The organism is Amycolatopsis sp. CA-211722 (assembly GCF_056828465.1).
This window is the reverse complement of the sequence record NZ_CP184752.1, coordinates 8,478,492-8,494,052: the sequence shown is the minus strand read 5'-3', so window position 1 is coordinate 8,494,052 and position 15,561 is coordinate 8,478,492. Positions and strand designations below refer to the sequence as shown.

Here is a 15,561-nt window from a genome sequence, read left to right as displayed (position 1 = left end):
TCAGCGCGGGAACTCCCAGTCCAGCGCCCGGTTTCCGGTGACGACCGGCCGGTAGCCGCCGTCGGCCGGCCCGCCGGTCTCGAGCGCGGACGCGGTCCGCTCCAGCAGCTCGGTCAGGGTCGCGGGCCGGTGATCGAAGCTCACCGAACCCTCGTGGTTCCAGTCGCCGAGCCGTCCGGTGCCGGTGCGCTGGTCGAGGAAGAGGCCGTCGCCACCGCCGTCGACGGCGACGGGTACGAACCGCCCGTGCCACCACGAGCCGACGCTGTCGTCCCACCCGCCCGAAATCAGCACGTCGCACATGACCTTCGCCTGGCTCGCGATGGTTTCGGTGGAGGCGAGGTGGTGGAACGGGGGCAGGGCGAAGCTGTCGCCGATGCCCGAAACACCGTCGTGCCGCAGCAGGAAGGCGATGAGTTCGGCGGGGAAGACGACGCCCGTCTCGCGTTGCGCCTGAGCGATCTTCGCGAGCGTCGCGGGCGGACGGAGGCTCCCCGCCGTCGTCGGCGCGTTGGCCTTGAGCCAGCGCTCGACGCGATCCCAGGCGGCGTTCACCCGGCGGCTGGTCGCCGCCGGGACGGGATCGAGCGCGGCCGGGCCCTGTCCCAGACGGCAGCCGCTGTCGACCGTGAGTGTCGGCCGGGTCGTGGGCGCGGGTGCCGCGGTCGAGTAGACCGGCGTGCGTGGGGTCGGCGGGGCCGCCGCGGAGTGCCACTGCGCTCCCTCGCCCCGCCCGCCACGCACCGTGACCGCGAAGACGAGACCCAGCACGATGACGACACTCGCGACGGCGATCACCACTGCGCGCCCCCAGCCTTTGCGCATGGGGGGAGACTAGTCCTCGGCCGCCTTCCGGCGTTCACGGCGGCCGCGGGCGATCTCGGTGGCGAGCGCGTCGAGCGGGCCGGTCCAGAACCGCCGGTACTGGTCCAGCCAGCCGTCGATCTCCTTGAGCGGGCCAGGGTCGACCGAGTACAGCCGTCGCGCGCCCTCGGCACGGACGGTGGTGAAGCCGTTTTCGCGCAGGACGCGCAGGTGCTGGGAGACCGCGGGCTGCGAGATCCCGAATTCGGCGCGGACGACCGCGGTCACGTCGCCGGAACTCTGTTCCCCGCCCGCCAGCAGTTCCAGGATCCGGCGGCGCACCGGATCACCGAGGACGTCGAACGCGTGCATCCGGCAACTATCAAGGCCTGGGCTTATATAAGTCAAGCATGTAAGGCCGGGGTCACCTCGCGGTGGCATCGTGGGCGGGGAGACGCCGGAAGGGGAATCGATGAACTTGGCCGAAGTGGTGGCCGACGGGTTCGGCCGCGTCCAAGAGGTCGTGCACGACGCCGTCGAGGGGTTGAGCGCCGACCAGCTGACCGCGAGCCCGGCGCCGGGCGCGAACACGATCGCCTGGCTGGTCTGGCATCTGGCCCGGGTGCAGGACGATCACGTCGCCGACCTGATGGGCACCGAGCAGATCTGGACCGCGCGGGACTGGGTGGGCCGCTTTTCGCTGCCCTTCCCGGCGTCGGACATCGGATACGGGCATCGCCCCGAGGACGTCGAGGCGGTCCGCGTCGACTCCGCCGACCTGCTGACCGGGTACTACGACGCGGTGCACGAGGCGACGGCGGCGTGGGCGGCCGGACTGGCCGAAGCCGACCTCGACCGTATCGTCGACGAGGGCTGGGATCCGCCCGTCACCCTCGGGGTTCGCCTGGTCAGCGTGCTTTCCGACGATCTTCAGCACGCGGGGCAGGCGGCGTACGTCCGGGGGCTCGTACTCCGGGATACGTAGGCGAGGTGCCGCTCCACGACGGACGACGGGCACGCTGCCCGCGGAAACACTGGTCGCATGAGTACTTCCACAGTGCGGCGACCGCCGATGACGCTCACCCCGCGGTGGCGGAAACTCGTCCTCGTCGTCCATGTCGTCTCCTCACTCGGCTGGCTCGGGATCACCATGGTGAACGCGGTCCTGACCTTCACCTCCGTGTTCACCGACGATCCGCGCCGCCAGCACGCGGCCATCCTGATGATGGACCAGATCGGCGGCTATCTGTTGCTGCCGGTCAGCATGACCGCGCTGGTCAGCGGGATCGTGCTCAGCCTCGGCACGAAATGGGGCCTGGTCCGGTACAAGTGGGTCGCGATCAAACTGGTCCTGACCCTGATCGCCGCCGGGCTGACGCTGTTCTCGCTGCTGCCGGGCATCCGGGAGCTGGCCGTCGCGGCCGAGTCCACTATGGACGGTCTCTTCGTGGAGGCGGGGCGTCGCGTGGACGGGTTCTATCCGATCATCGTGTCCACGACGATGTACGTGACCATGACCGTGCTGTCGGTGTACAAACCGGGCGGCAAGACGCCGTACGGGCGCCGGGTGACCACCACCCGGGTTCGTGACCGGCAACCGGCCTAGAACTGTTCGAGGGCTTCGTCGATTCGCTGGGCTTCGGCGCGCAGATCGTCCAAGACGGTCTGCGCGGCCGTGGTCTCACCGTTCGCCGCCTCTTCCTCGAGTTCGGCGTCGGCGAGCCGCCGCCGGAGCTCGTTCGCCTTCTCCGTGGCCTTCTCGGCCCGGCGTTCGGCGCGGGCCACGTCGATCTCGGCCTGTTTGCGGGCCTTCGCGAGCTCGGCGGCCTCACGCCGGAGCCGGTTGAACTCCGCCACCCGCTTCTGCTCGCGTTCGGCCTCTTCGCGGGCCTTGTCGATCCGCTCCTGTTCGGCCTTCTCGGCTGCTTTCCGCTTCGCTTCACGCCGGTCGTCCAAATGCGACACGGTGGCGGGCTTTTCGCGCTCCGGCGCGGGTTTCCGCTCAGGTGCGGGTTTCCGCTTCGGTAGCGGGGTGAACCCGCTGGTCAGCCATTGGCCGCCGGTGCTGTCCGCCCGGCTGCTCAGCCGCCCGGCCAGGGCGAGCGCCGCGACCTCGGGGTCGGCCACGACGGCTTCGAGGGTCGCTTCGACTTCGCGGGCGACCGGCTCGCTCATCGAAGGTTCGTCCCGCAGGATCCGGTTCACCAGCTCCTGCCGCCGCCGGGCGAGGTCGCGCAGGTCGGCACCGGCCAGCGCCGTATGCGCCTTGCGCAGATCGTCACCGAGCCGGGCCAGCTCCGCCAGCTCGGGGGAGCCGGCCCGGTGGTTGACGATGGAGGCCGCGAGCGTGGGTTTGCGCAGGGCGCGGATACGCTCGGCCAAGGCGGGGTCCCCCGCGGCCTTGGCCTCTTTCGCCCGCTGGTTGCGCACCGAGACGAACTCGGCCGGATCGCCGGCGTAGAGCTCGTCCGCGACCTCGTCGAAGTCCATCGCCCTCCGCAGGGTCAGGGGCCGGTCAAGGCCTGCTCGGGTGGCCATGCTGCCGTATGCGTCCGCCCGATGATCCCACGTGAGTCCGGAGCTTTCACCTTTTCGTGGTTATCCAGCCGGCTAGCTGAAGGGGCCCTTCGGTGAAACCCGCCAGATCGGTGAATCCGGACCGCCCGGAGCCGGACGGACCAACGACAGATCGGCACTTTGGAGGTGGCTTCCTCCCGGTGGCGGAACAACGATGGTGATCAGGGGGAAGCCATCAGCCGCTGGAGGCACCGAATGTCCGTGACCGAACGCGTTCCCGTTTCACCACAGGCGAGTTTTCTCGGTTCCGGACCGTATCCGGAACACCGATGGCGGGTGGTCCTCTGGTCCGTCCTCGCGGGCTTCGCGCTGACCGTGATCTGGTCGGCGCCCTTTGTGGACAGTGTCATCGGAGACAGCGTCGCCAACACCCTGCTGGGCCACGACGCCAAGGCGACCCCGATCGGCGGTGTCCTGGCCGGAACGTTCTTCGCGTTCGTCTCCGGGCTGGCCGGGACGTTCACCGCGTGCAACATCGCCGCTTTCGGTGCCGTCGCCCCGCTTGTCGGCGGAGGCGCCACCGGGCGGCCGAAGTTCACGGACACGCTGAAGCCGCTGGGCTGGATCGCCGCGGGAATGCTGACGGTTTCCGTGGTGTACGGCGTCATCGTCGCGCTCGTCGGCACCAGGATGCCGCAGTTCTCGACGGCCTCGTCGGCCGGTGGGCTCAGCCCGCGGAACATCCAGTCGATGATCGTCTACGGCGTGATCGGGATCGTGTTCATCGTGCTGGGCCTGGCTTCCCTCGGCATCGTCCGGAACCCGATCGCCGGGCTCACCCGCCGCTTCCCGCCCGCGCCGCTCGTGCTGATGGGCGCGCTCATCGGCGGCTTCCTGATCGGCAGGCCGTTCCCGCTGTTCCGGATGATGTTCCGCAGCGCGGCCGAAAGCCACAACGTGTTCTACGGCGCCGCCGCGTTCGCCCTCCAATCGGTCGGCAACATCCTGGTGATGGCGCTGTTGTTCCTGCTGCTCACGCACGGCACCGGCGGGCGGCTGCAGCGGTGGATGCTCGCGAAGCCCACCAGGATCGCCGTGGTGACCGGTGCCGCGTTGCTGCTCGCCGGCACGTTCACGCTCTTGTACTGGGACCTGCGCGTGCTGGGCCGGACCGGCGTCATCTGGTACCCGACGATCAAGTGGTGAAGAGCCGGGCCAGTACCTGTTCCACCGAATCCTGAAGGCACCTCGCCGCGTCTTCCCGGCCGGCGAGGTGCTTCAGCAAGCCTTGCTGGAACAAGCCGTCGAAGAGCGCATACGTCGTCGACGGGGAGAAGTCCGTCGGCTTGCCCAGCAGTTCCGCGTACCGGGAGACGACCCGCCAGATCATCAGTTCGAGTGTCTCGTCGATGGCGAGCACGTCGGCCTGGAACAGCTTCTCGAACAGGCTCTGGTTGCGCAGGTCGTACCAAAGCCGGTGCAGACGCGCGTTTTCCCGCAGCGTGGCCGCCGTCGCGGCACCGAAGGCCGTTTTCAGTTGTTCGGCCGTTTCCGCGGTCTCGGCTATCCGGTCGTACCGGGTGACGCATTCGGCCTTGTACTGCTTGACGCAGTAGGTGATCAGCTCGGCCTTGTCCCGGAAGTAATAGTGCAGGACCCCGTGCGAGAACTCGGAGTTCTGCGCGATCTCCCGCAGGCTCGTGCGCGCGTAACCCAGCTCGGACAAGGTGACCAGCGCCGACATCGCCAGCTGCGCGCGCCGTTGGCCGAACCTGTCCACCTGGCGGGTCTCGTCACCGCTGCGATCCGCCACGTCGGTCACAGTTCCCGGTTCCCGTCGCCTCGGGTGCCCGCCCTCCACGAGCACGTCGTCGGATTCTAGCCCGGGAAAGGGTTTTCTTGCGCCCGACAGAATTTACTCGAGCCACTCGGTGATGAAACGGTCGCTTTCGTGGATGTGGACGGCCTCGTAGACTTCCGGCCCGATCACGGCGAATTTGTGCGGGGTCTCCGCGGGCACGACCAGGATGTCGCCCGCCCCTCCTTCCCGTTCGGTGTCTCCGATGGTGAACATCGCCCGCCCGCGGATGACGACGAACGTCTCGCTGTACGGATGCTGGTGCAGCCTCGGCCCGGAACCGTCGACGTCGGTCCGCTCGCGGATGATGGAGACTCCGGAACCGATGTCACGGCCTTCGACGTTTCCCAGGGTTTCGGTGGTCATACCGCCACTGTAACCCTGGTGGCGGGGGCGGTGGGCTCACTCGCCGCGGTCGACCACGAACGCCGAAAGACCGATGAGCAGCGCTCTGGCTGGCCGGTCGGGGAGGCTGAGCGCGAGGTCTCTCGCCTTGGCGGCGTATCCGTGGGCTTCGGCGAGCGCGCGCACGACACCGGCGGATTCACGCAGGAGCCCGAGGGCCTCCTGGCGGACCACCGGATCGGAAACCGGTCCGTGGCCGATGATCTCGCGTAGCCGGACGGCGCCGGGCCCCTCGTCGTCGAGCGCGTGGAGCATCGGCAAGGTGACGATGCCTTCACGGAGATCGGTGCCCGCGGACTTGCCGAGGTCGGTGGTGGACGCGGAGATGTCGAGGACGTCGTCGGAGATCTGGAACGCCACCCCGATGAGTTCGCCGTACTGGCCCAACGTTTCGACGGTCCGCTCATCCGCGCCCGACACCTGCGCGCCGAGCCTGCCCGCCATCGCGATCAGCGACGCGGATTTGTCGGCCATCACCTGGATGTGGTGCTCGTACGGCGCATGACGGCCACAGTCCTCGAACGGTCCGGTCGTCTCGAGGAACTGGCCGCGCACGAGCCTGCCGAACGTCTTCGCCTGCGATCGCAACGCGTACTCGCCGAGCCCGGCGCCGACCCGTGCCGCGCAGGCGAGCACGTAGTCTCCGATCAGGACGGCTTTCTTGTTGCCCCACAAGGAGTTCGCACTGGTGACCCCGTGCCGCATCGGCGCCTCGTCCATGACGTCGTCGTGATACAGCGTCGCGACGTGAACGAGCTCGACGAGGGCGGCCGCCGAGATCGCGTCGCCTCGTCCGTCGCCGAACGCCGCCGCGGCCAGCGCCATCAGCGGACGGAGCCGCTTCCCGCCCGCGCGGACGAGATGGGTGGCGGCTTCGGTGAGTTCCGGATTGCCGGGGCTGCGCAACACCTCCTGAAGTCTCTCTTCGACCCGGGCGAGCCCGGTGCGGAGTTCGGCGGCGAACTCCACGTGCCGTTCGACGGCCGGGTCCAGGCCGAGTTCCGTGACGATCGTGGTCGTGTTCACGACCTCCAGCATCCGAGCCGGAGACTCGCGACCGCATGGTGCCCGGGAGGGAGATCGCTCCCTCCCGAGAGGGAAACCGCCCGGTCAGAAGGGCGGATCCGGGTTTCCGGCGGGCACCGGCGTTCGCTCCCAGGCCCCGTCCGACGGCGTGCCGCCCGAACTCCTGCCCGCCTTGTTCACCTTCGCCGTGGCATACCGCAGCGACGGACCGATCTCGTCGACGTCGAGCTCCACCACCGTGCGCTTCTCGCCTTCCTTGGTTTCGAAAGATCGCTGTTTCAGCCTGCCCTGCACGATGACCCTCGTGCCTCTGGTGAGGGATTCGGCCAGGTTCTCCGCGGCCTGCTTCCACAGCGCGCAGCGCAGGAACAGCGGGTCTCCGTCGCGCCATTCCCCGCTCGCCCGGTCCAGGACGCGTGGTGTCGACGCGACCGTGAAGTTCGCGACCGCCGCTCCGGACGGGGTGAACTTCAGCTCCGGATCGGTCGTCAGGTTGCCGATCACCGTGAGCACCGTTTCTCCGGCCATGGGACTTTCCTCCTCGGTTCGGCGCGCCGGCCCGGCCGGGCCGGCTGTCGCCTGGGAAGAGGAGACCACCGGGGTACGACAGTTTCCGGCGTCCGCGGTCGGCCGGATGTCATGAAAGGGTCGTTCAAGACGAAAAGTGTCCTGAACGACCCTTTCATGACATCCGGGCGAGCTGGACGCGCACCGTCCACAGTGACAGTCGCATGTGGACCGGACTCGAGGGAGAGGCCGTTGTGGGTGCGCTGGGAGATCAGCCTTCGAGCGCCCGCCGGAAGTGATCGGCGAGATCGAGAGCCGTGGCTTCTTCGCGCGTGTACCAGGTGAACGCGTCGTGTTCCCCGGGATCGAGCACGACTTTGCCCGCGGCCTCTTCGGAGAGCGCGTACACCGTGGCGTGGATCCGCATCGGCCTGCCCGCGACGTCGTCCCAGCTGTGGGTGCCGCGCTCGCCGGTCACCCGGACGGTCAGCCCGGTCTCCTCGGCGAACTCGCGGACCACGGTCTCGTCGGGCCGCTCGCCCGGCTCGACGGTGCCACCCGGCAACTCCCAGCGTCCGCCCAGGAAGGACCCCGGCCGCCGCCGGATGAACAGGATCTTCCCGTCGCGGATGAGCCTGCCGTAGGCCAAGTACTTGTCCGTCACGAGCGCATCTTCCCGTACCCGAAAAGCGCTCTCGAATCGAGGACCGAAACTGTCCGCAATGCCTCGTAACGTGGGCTTCATGGAAAACACCGAGATCCGCCCCTTCCGCCTCGACGTCCCGCAGGAGCAGTTGGACGAGCTGCACGCGAAGCTCGACGGCGCGCGCTGGCCCGCTCCGCTCCCCGGCGACGGCTGGGACACCGGAGTGCCGGTGGCGTGGCTGCGCGGGCTCGCCGAATACTGGCGCGACGGCTACGACTGGCGTGCCGCCGAACGCGAGATCAACCGCCATCCGCAGTTCACCACGGTCATCGACGGTCAGCGGATCCACTTCCTGCACGTCCGCTCGCCCGAAGCCGGCGCGACGCCGCTGATCCTCACCCACGGCTGGCCCGGTTCGGTGGTGGAGTTCCTCGACGTGATCGGTCCGCTCACGGACCCGAAAGCGTACGGCGGCGACCCGGCGGACGCGTTCCACCTCGTGATCCCGTCGCTGCCCGGCTTCGGTTTCTCCGGCCCTGTCTCGGATTCCGGCTGGACCATGCCGCGGATCGGCCGGGCATGGGCGGAGCTGATGCGACGGCTCGGCTACGAACGCTACGGCGTGCAGGGAGGCGACCTCGGTGCTTCCGTGTCGCCGGAGGTGGCCAGGTGCGCGCCGGACAAGGTGATCGGCGTGCACGTCAACGGCGGGCTGACCCCGATGCCCCCGATGTCCATGCCGGAGGAGGAATTCGCCTCGCTCACCGACATCGAACGCGATCGTGTCAAGCGGATCGAGGCCTTCATGCGGGAGGAGTTCGGCTACATCGCGATCCAGTCGACACGGCCGCAGACCCTCGGCTACGGGCTCGTGGACTCCCCGGTCGCGCAGCTGGCCTGGATCATGGACAAGTTCCGTGAGTGGACGCACCCGCGCCCGACGTTGCCCGAGGAGATCATCGGCAAGGACCGGCTGCTGACCAACGTGATGTTCACCTGGCTCACCGGCACGGCGGCTTCGTCCGCGTACGTCGGCTACGCGCAGGCGGAAACCTGGGGAGCCGTCGAGGAGAACTCCGGCGTGCCGACGGCGGCGCTGGTCTTCGCGCACGACGTCGGCATCCGGCGGTATTCGGAGGACGCCCACACGATCGTGCGGTGGACCGACGTCGATCGCGGCGGGCACTTCGCGGCCATGGAGGAGCCCGAGACCCTGGTCGCGGACGTGCGGGAGTTCTTCCGGTCCCTCACATGACGAGTGTGGCCGTTTCCCGGAGGAAGCGGCCGTAATCGTCCACTTCGGACTCCAGCCCGGAGATGGCGGACCGCGGAAGCGGGGCGAAGGGCTCCACGACGACCTTCGTCAGCTTCGCGGTCCGCTTGGTGTGCCACGTTCCGGCGATCCGGCCGCCGACCAGCACGGTCGGCGCGATCATCCCGCCACCGGAGTTGACGCGCCTCGCCTCGGCCGGGTCCAGGAGCAGATCGCGGTCACGGTAGCCCAGCAGGTACGTGTCGAAGGCGCCGAGAAGGCGCGGGGGACACGGGGGAGCGGAGAGATCGGTTCCCGAAAGGGCGAAGGCCCTGCCGACGGGAACGGGGTCCAGCGCGCTGAAAGCCTTGCGGCAGAGGCCGATCGGGAGCCCGGACCAGGCGCTGAAGTCGTCGGCGGTCGCGACGCCATAGGCGGTCAGGTACCGGTGGGCGAGTTCCGTGTGCGGTTCGTCCGGCGTGCGGCTCTCGGTGACCCATTCGTCGAGGAGCACGTACGTCGGTTCCGTGCCGGCGTCCTGGCCTCGGCACAGCAGTCCGCGGTTGGCCGCGTACGCCAGAAGATGGGCCGGTGCCTGAGACTTCGCGTCGAGCACGATGCCCTCGGTGGCCAGGCCGTCCAGGATCTCCTGCCGGGTGAGTGCCTTGCCGGGCAAGAGATCCTGGAGTTTCCCGAGAGCGTGTTCGCAGAGTTCGTCGGAGAGGCCCAGCTGCCTGCGCCGTCCCTGCCCCGCCTGGGCGTTGCGCGGGCCGAACAGCCGGTTCAGCCAGCGGAGATCCGCCGTCGGCACCAAGTGGAGCGTCTTGCGCATCAGCCAGGTGCGTGTCACGTCGCGGGACACGTCGACGTCCCGGGCTGTCAGAACCCGGCTACGGGCCCGGATCGCGAGCCGGGCGGCGGGCGTGGACTGTGCCTGGACCGCGGCGACGGAGCCGACCACGGCGAGCACTTCCGTGGCCGGAACGGTCAGCAGTTGCGCGCGGGCGCGGACGGCGCGGATGTCGTCGTCGGACGGTGTCACCCGCTGACGATCTCATGGGCGTGCGCCGGTTCGGTGTGCACGACCGCTTCCGCGAGCCGCGGGAGGACTTCGCGCAGCCGGGCCTCGACACGGTGCGCCAGGTGGTGTGCCTCGGTGACGCTCAGCCCGGCCTCGACCGACACCGCCAGTTCCGCGCGCAGGCTGTGCCCGATCCAGCGCATCCGCAGGTCCCGCGTGCCGAGCACGCCGGGGACCTCGGCGGCCGCGCGTTCGGCGCGATCGACGTCGGCCGGGTCGACGGCGTCCATCAAGCGGCGGAAGACCTCCTTGGCCGCGTCGCGCAGGACGAACAGGATCGCCACGGTGATGGCGAGGCCGATGATCGGGTCGGCCATCGGGAAACCGAGTGCGACCCCGGCCGCGCCGAGCACGACCGCGAGCGACGTGAAGCCGTCCGTGCGGGCGTGCAGCCCGTCGGCGACCAGCGCGGCCGACCCGATCTCGCGGCCGACGGTGATCCGGTACCTGGCCACGAGTTCGTTGCCCGCGAAACCGATGACCCCGGCCGCCGCGACCACCCACAGATGCTGGACCGGGCGTGGATCGAGCAGCCGCTGGACGGATTCGTATCCGGCGAGGAAGGCCGAGGCGGCGATGAGCAGGACGACGAGCACACCGGCCAGGTCTTCGGCGCGGCCGAGCCCGTAGGTGTAGCGGCGGGTGGCGGCCCGGCGGCCGAGCAGGAAGGCGATGCCGAGCGGGACCGCGGTCAGCGCGTCGGCGAAGTTGTGGATCGTGTCGCCGAGCAGGGCCACCGAACCGGTGATCAGCACGAGCGCGAGCTGCGCGACGGCGGTGACGAACAGGGCGGCGAACGACCAGATCAGCGTCCGGACACCGCGTTTGCTGGTCTCCAGCGCGGTGTCGACGCGGTCGGCGCTGTCGTGGCTGTGCGGGGTCAGGAGGTGCCGGAGACGGCTTCCCGCGGACTGGTGGCCGTGACTGTGCCCGTGCCCGGTCATTCCTCACCCTCACTGGTCTGTTACCTGCGCAGTCATGCAGGTACGCAGATGGAAGGATAGCGGGTATCCTCCCGGCATGCACGAGTCGGTCCCGGATTTCGAGATGCCCACCGAGGAGCAGGTCCACCTGGCCGCGGAAACGTTCCGGCTGCTCGCCGATCCGACGCGCGTCAAGGTCCTCTGGGCGCTGCTCCAGGGCGAGTCTTCGGTCGCCTGCCTCGCGGAACTCGCGGGAGCGGCGCCGACGGCGGTCAGCCAGCATCTCGCGAAACTGCGGCTCGCCGGGCTGGTCAAGGGGCGTCGCGAAGGCACGTTCGTCTACTACTCGGCGGCCAACGACCACGTCCGCGGTCTGCTCGCGCAGGCACTGTTCCACGCCGACCACATCGATCGCGACATCCCGGCGCTGCATTCGGCGGGGAAACCCCACCGTCCGGCGGCGCGCTGAATCCGGCTACGGTGGAGCCGTGACCCAGCCCTCGTACCCGGCCGCCCTGCGGTGGCTGTTGCTGTGCGTGGTGGCGCTGGGTCTCGTCGGAATGCACCACGTCGTCGCCGAATCCGGGCACGACGCGGGACATTCCGCCGTCGCGATGGCGGATCCGTGTTGCGCGGACACGTCTTCGCACGACGACGCCGGACACAGTGGACTGCACCTGTGTCTCGCGGTGCTCGCCGCGGCCGTGCTCCTGATCGTCTCCTGGCTGCTCGTCCGGAATGGACGGACGGAGGCGACCTGGAAATCGCGTCCGCGAGGCGGCTCGGCGTCGGGCCGTGATCCTCCGCGCTGGAGACCGGTGCCCGAAAGGTTGTCGCTTCTCTGCGTGTCGCGGGTGTGACAGGCGGGTTCGTCCCGTCCTGACCACAACCGATTTCGAGGAAGAATCATGACCACCAGGAAACTGGCCGGGGCCGCGCTCGCCGCCCTGGCCTCCTTCGCCGTGCTCGCCGGATGTGCCGGCTCGGACACCGCGTCCACCGGGCGTTCCATGTCCACGGTGAAGGCGCCGGATCCTCAGCGGGCCGGCCACAACCAGGCCGACGTCACGTTCGTGCAAGGGATGATCCCGCACCACGAACAGGCGCTCGCGATGGCGAAACTCGTCGACGGCCGCACCCGTAACGCGAAGGTCGTCGACCTCGCCGCCCGGATCCAGAAGGCGCAGGATCCGGAGATCCAGCAGCTGAACGGATTGTTGAAGGCTTGGGGAGTGGCGCCGTCGGGCGGGCACTCCGGACACGGCTCCGCGTCCGGCATGATGACCGAGGACGACCTCGCGAAACTCGGCAAAGCCAAGGACGCCGCGTTCGACAAGCAGTGGCTCGAAATGATGGTCAAACATCACGAAGGCGCGCTTTCGATGGCGAAGACCGCCCTGCAGCAAGGCAGCAACGCCGAGGTCAAGGCGTTGGCACAGAAGGTGATCGACGGTCAGCAGGCCGAGATCACCGAGATGCGCGCACTGCTCGGCTGAGCCGGGACGGTGGCGCGGGCCGAGCTCGCGCCACCGCCTCCCGGAAGTGCGCGCACCGGGTGACGTCGTCGTGCTCGCACCCGAGCGCGCAGTCGACGATCGCGAGCGACGCCCGCGCGGCCGCGATACGTCGTTCGAGTTCTTCCTTGTGGCGCTTGAGGATCGATTCGCGCTCGCTGGGCTTGCCGAACATCTCGCGGATGCCGTCGAGGCTCAGGCCTGCCTCCTTCGACCGCAGGATGATCGCGATCCGGTGGAGGTCGTGGTCGTCGTACCGCCTCCGGTCGCCCGCTCGCGCCGGCTTGAGGAGACCGACGGATTCCCAATGCCGCAAGACGTGCGTCGCCAGGCCGAAGCGCTCCGCGACCTCGCCGACGCTCAAGGTGCTTGACTTCATGTCGTCATTAAGTCGGACGATCGCCGGTATGTCCATGTTGCAGCGGCTCGACGCCGCCGACGCCCTGCCGGGAGCCGCCGAACTGCGGGCCCGGACCTACGAACTGCTCCGGCTCGAACCCGGCTCCGCCGTCATCGACGTCGGCTGCGGTGCCGGGCTCGCCGTGTGCGAGTTGTCGTCGCTGGGGTTCCGCGCCGTCGGTGTCGACCTCGCGGCCGAGATGGTGGAAGAGGCCCGGCGGCGTTCACCCGATCGGGATTTCCTGATCGGGGACGCTTACGCGCTGCCGGTCGACGGTGGATTCGCGGGCTATCGGGCGGACAAGGTGTTCCATGAACTCGCCGAGCCCGAAGCCGCCCTCGCGGAGGCGCGGCGGGTTCTGGTGCCTGGCGGACGGATCGTGTTGTCCGGGCCCGATTGGGAGGCGTTGGTGATCGATTCCTCCTATCCGGCGCTGACCCGGGAGATCGTGCGTGCGCGGGCTTCGGTGATCGCCGCTCCGCGCATCGCGCGTGGGTTCCGGCGGCTGCTCGTCGGGTGCGGGTTTCGTGAGGTGTCGGTCGAGGGAGTGGTCGGGTTCCTCGGCGGGGCGTCGTTCTTGCGTGGGTTGGTGGATGTGGCTGTCCGGGTGGGGGCGATTTCCTTGGCGGAGGGGGAGATCTGGCTGGCGGACCAGGTCGGTGATGTGGCTGTGCCGCAGTTCTTGGCTTCCGGTGTGGTGTGAGTTGCCGAAATTCGGCGACCGTGTCGGGTGGTCGTTGTGCTCTGGGCGTGCCGTGGGCTGGGCGTCGCCGAAATTCGGCGACGGGCAGGGGGTACTGGAATCGTTGTGGTGCAACGGGAAGGCTCGTGGTTTGAAGGGTTTCCGGTTCTACGGCGGGGTGTGCTCGGGAGTTGCCGAGGGCCGGCTGTCGTCGAAATTCGACGACAGGGCACCTGGGGTGTGAAACCGTTGTGGTGCAAAGAAAAGCTCGTGGCTGCGAAAACTGTCGGTGGTCGGTTGTAGTTTCGGTGTGTGGATACACGGAACGCGCTTGTGGCGCTGCTCGAGGAAGTCACGTCGGCTGATCGGCTTCGGGAGGTCAATGCTTCACTGGGTTCGTTGGGGGATGAGGATGTTGTGGCGGCTGCTGTGGCGGCGTCGGAGGGGATCGCGCGGTTGGAGGCGGTGCGGTTTCGTGCGTTGGCGCAGCTGAGCCGGCATCGTGACGGCGCGTCGAGTGTGGTGCAGGAGGTCGCGCTCGCGTTGTCTGTTGTGGATGGTCACGCGGCTGGGCTGGTGTCGACGGCGGAGGCGTTGACCACCCGTCTCCCGCGCACCCTCGGTCTGCTGGATGAGGGCAAGGTGGGTGGTTACGGGGCGATGAAGGTCGCTGCCGCGACCGCGTGGTTGTCGGATGAGGACGCGCGTGCGGTGGACGAGGTGCTGGAAGACCGGTTACCGGGCCGGAATTCCGAGCAGGTCCGGAAAGCGGCCAGTCACGCGGCGATGATGGCCGACCGTGACGGCGCCGACCGGCGTGCGGAACGACAGCGCGCGGGGCGCCGGTTGTCGATCCGCCAAGGCGAGACCGGGGTGGCGTCGATCGAGGTCGAAGACGGCCCCGTGGAGAAAGTCACCGCCGCCTACACGAGGATCGACCGCGAGGCACGCGCCTTGAAAACCGGCGACGAACCCCGCACCCTGGATCAACTGCGCGCCGACGTCGCTCTTGATCTGTTGCTGGGCGGGCAGGGTGGACGTGAACGGTCCGAGGTGTTCCTCTACATGGACCTCGACACTTATCTCGGGGTGAACGACGCTCCGGCCGAGCTGGCCGGACACGGGCATGTTCCCGCCTCCTTGGCGCGGCACATCGCCACTGGTCCGGACACGGTGTTGCGGCGGATCATCACCGACCCGCTCTCCGGGCAGGTGCTGGATCTGGGGCGGGACCGCTATCGGCCGACTGCGGGGTTGGGTGAGTTCGTGCGGGTGCGGGACCGGGAATGCCGAAGACCCGGCTGCCACCGGGCCGCCCAGGCCTGCGATCTCGACCACGCGGTGCCCTGGCAACACGGCGGCCACACCGCCGACACCGAACTGATCGACTTCTGCCGCCGCGACCACCGATTGAAAGACGAACCAGGCTGGGTCTACCAGCTCGCCTCCGACGGCACCCTGACAATCACCACACCCACCGGGCAAAGCTACGACAGTGCCCCACCGCCCCTGCACGAACCCCGCACCAACGAACCACCATTCTGACCCGACCACGATTAGGGTCGTTGCCGAAATTCGGCGAGCGCTTGAGAGCCGGGACCCGGCTGGGATATCTACCGGCTTGCGGCGGACGGCGCCCGCACCATCGCCACGTACCGGCAGCATTCCCCGCCCCTGCGTGAACCTCGCGTCGCGGAGTCACCGTTCCGAGCCCGTCGCCGGATAACGACCACGCGTCCGAGGTTGGGGTCGTTGCCGAAATATGGCGACGACCGAATGCGGCCACGGCTTGGTGCGCTGTCGTGCTGCGTGCTGTCTTGGGTGACTCTGTTTGCGGCGCGAAAGTGTCTCGGTGAAGTGGCGTTGCCGGAAATCGGCCACGCGTCCGAGGTTGGGGTCGTTGCCGAAATATGGCGACGACCGAATGCGGCCACGGCTTGGTGCGC

At 68.8% G+C, this 15,561-nt stretch carries 20 protein-coding genes; 9 read left to right on the top strand and 11 right to left on the bottom strand.

Translation table 11 applies throughout. The features are described 5' to 3' along the window. Positions 1-825 (bottom strand): SMI1/KNR4 family protein, encoded by an 825-nt coding sequence (locus ACOCEP_RS38940; protein ID WP_482334949.1) that lies wholly within the window; start codon positions 823-825, stop codon positions 1-3. Positions 826-834: 9 nt separating this feature from the next. Further along, entirely contained in the window at positions 835-1,176 is a 342-nt protein-coding gene (locus ACOCEP_RS38935) for an ArsR/SmtB family transcription factor (RefSeq protein WP_034324421.1), read from the bottom strand. A 100-nt stretch (positions 1,177-1,276) separates the two neighbouring features. Here ACOCEP_RS38935 and ACOCEP_RS38930 point away from each other — a divergent pair, with 100 nt between their 5' ends. Further along, positions 1,277-1,789 (top strand): mycothiol transferase, encoded by a 513-nt coding sequence (locus ACOCEP_RS38930; protein WP_482334948.1) that lies wholly within the window; start codon positions 1,277-1,279, stop codon positions 1,787-1,789. Positions 1,790-1,846: 57 nt separating this feature from the next. Next, the gene (locus ACOCEP_RS38925) at positions 1,847-2,410 is read left to right on the top strand and encodes a hypothetical protein (RefSeq protein WP_482334947.1); all 564 of its coding nucleotides are present in this window, start codon (positions 1,847-1,849) and stop codon (positions 2,408-2,410) included. On the opposite strand, the gene ACOCEP_RS38920 is transcribed toward ACOCEP_RS38925, so the two are convergent. Continuing rightward, positions 2,407-3,294 carry a hypothetical protein gene (locus tag ACOCEP_RS38920; protein ID WP_482339902.1) on the bottom strand — a complete coding sequence of 296 codons (888 nt, stop codon included), beginning with the start codon at positions 3,292-3,294 and terminating at the stop codon, positions 2,407-2,409. The two genes, ACOCEP_RS38925 and ACOCEP_RS38920, sit on opposite strands and share 4 nt — an antisense overlap. A gap of 282 nt (positions 3,295-3,576) precedes the next feature. Between ACOCEP_RS38920 and ACOCEP_RS38915 the strand changes: the two genes are divergently transcribed. Next, positions 3,577-4,527: a hypothetical protein gene (locus ACOCEP_RS38915; protein ID WP_482334946.1), complete on the top strand. Its 951-nt coding sequence runs from the start codon at positions 3,577-3,579 to the stop codon at positions 4,525-4,527. Here ACOCEP_RS38915 and ACOCEP_RS38910 read toward each other — a convergent pair. From ACOCEP_RS38910 to ACOCEP_RS38890, 5 genes are all read right to left on the bottom strand, one after another. Next, positions 4,517-5,143, bottom strand: coding sequence for a TetR/AcrR family transcriptional regulator (locus ACOCEP_RS38910; RefSeq protein WP_482339901.1), 627 nt, complete (start codon positions 5,141-5,143; stop codon positions 4,517-4,519). The genes ACOCEP_RS38915 and ACOCEP_RS38910 overlap by 11 nt on opposite strands. 93 nt (positions 5,144-5,236) lie before the next feature. Further along, positions 5,237-5,545 (bottom strand): cupin domain-containing protein, encoded by a 309-nt coding sequence (locus ACOCEP_RS38905; protein WP_482334945.1) that lies wholly within the window; start codon positions 5,543-5,545, stop codon positions 5,237-5,239. Between the two features lie 36 nt (positions 5,546-5,581). After that, positions 5,582-6,610, bottom strand: coding sequence for a polyprenyl synthetase family protein (locus tag ACOCEP_RS38900; protein ID WP_482334944.1), 1,029 nt, complete (start codon positions 6,608-6,610; stop codon positions 5,582-5,584). Between the two features lie 84 nt (positions 6,611-6,694). Further along, positions 6,695-7,138, bottom strand: a complete 444-nt coding sequence (locus ACOCEP_RS38895) for a single-stranded DNA-binding protein (protein ID WP_482334943.1) — start codon at positions 7,136-7,138, stop codon at positions 6,695-6,697. A 250-nt stretch (positions 7,139-7,388) separates the two neighbouring features. Then, a complete protein-coding gene (locus tag ACOCEP_RS38890; protein WP_482334942.1) occupies positions 7,389-7,781 on the bottom strand; it encodes an NUDIX hydrolase in 393 nt (130 codons plus the stop codon). 79 nt (positions 7,782-7,860) lie between these two features. Between ACOCEP_RS38890 and ACOCEP_RS38885 the strand changes: the two genes are divergently transcribed. Then, on the top strand, positions 7,861-9,018 hold the full coding sequence (locus ACOCEP_RS38885; RefSeq protein WP_482334941.1) for an epoxide hydrolase family protein: 1,158 nt from the start codon (positions 7,861-7,863) through the stop codon (positions 9,016-9,018). Here ACOCEP_RS38885 and ACOCEP_RS38880 read toward each other — a convergent pair. Together ACOCEP_RS38880 and ACOCEP_RS38875 are read right to left on the bottom strand one after the other, a co-directional pair. Continuing rightward, a complete protein-coding gene (locus ACOCEP_RS38880) occupies positions 9,011-10,057 on the bottom strand; it encodes a winged helix DNA-binding domain-containing protein (RefSeq protein WP_482334940.1) in 1,047 nt (348 codons plus the stop codon). The genes ACOCEP_RS38885 and ACOCEP_RS38880 overlap by 8 nt on opposite strands. Continuing rightward, a complete protein-coding gene (locus ACOCEP_RS38875) occupies positions 10,054-11,040 on the bottom strand; it encodes a cation diffusion facilitator family transporter (protein ID WP_482334939.1) in 987 nt (328 codons plus the stop codon). The genes ACOCEP_RS38880 and ACOCEP_RS38875 overlap by 4 nt, the downstream gene beginning before the upstream one ends. A gap of 76 nt (positions 11,041-11,116) precedes the next feature. Here ACOCEP_RS38875 and ACOCEP_RS38870 point away from each other — a divergent pair, with 76 nt between their 5' ends. From ACOCEP_RS38870 to ACOCEP_RS38860, 3 genes are read left to right on the top strand one after another with little or no spacing between them, the layout of a single operon-like run. Further along, the gene (locus ACOCEP_RS38870; protein WP_192741235.1) at positions 11,117-11,488 is read left to right on the top strand and encodes an ArsR/SmtB family transcription factor; all 372 of its coding nucleotides are present in this window, start codon (positions 11,117-11,119) and stop codon (positions 11,486-11,488) included. Between the two features lie 19 nt (positions 11,489-11,507). Further along, positions 11,508-11,879, top strand: coding sequence for a DUF6153 family protein (locus tag ACOCEP_RS38865; protein ID WP_482334938.1), 372 nt, complete (start codon positions 11,508-11,510; stop codon positions 11,877-11,879). Positions 11,880-11,927: 48 nt separating this feature from the next. Continuing rightward, a complete protein-coding gene (locus ACOCEP_RS38860; protein ID WP_482334937.1) occupies positions 11,928-12,515 on the top strand; it encodes a DUF305 domain-containing protein in 588 nt (195 codons plus the stop codon). On the opposite strand, the gene ACOCEP_RS38855 is transcribed toward ACOCEP_RS38860, so the two are convergent. Then, a complete protein-coding gene (locus tag ACOCEP_RS38855) occupies positions 12,487-12,912 on the bottom strand; it encodes a helix-turn-helix domain-containing protein (RefSeq protein ID WP_482334936.1) in 426 nt (141 codons plus the stop codon). The genes ACOCEP_RS38860 and ACOCEP_RS38855 overlap by 29 nt on opposite strands. Positions 12,913-12,940: 28 nt before the next feature. Here ACOCEP_RS38855 and ACOCEP_RS38850 point away from each other — a divergent pair, with 28 nt between their 5' ends. Beyond that, positions 12,941-13,636, top strand: coding sequence for a methyltransferase domain-containing protein (locus tag ACOCEP_RS38850; protein WP_482334935.1), 696 nt, complete (start codon positions 12,941-12,943; stop codon positions 13,634-13,636). 312 nt (positions 13,637-13,948) lie between these two features. Then, positions 13,949-15,160 (top strand): HNH endonuclease signature motif containing protein, encoded by a 1,212-nt coding sequence (locus tag ACOCEP_RS38845; RefSeq protein ID WP_482334934.1) that lies wholly within the window; start codon positions 13,949-13,951, stop codon positions 15,158-15,160. The last annotated feature ends 401 nt before the right edge of the window (positions 15,161-15,561 follow it).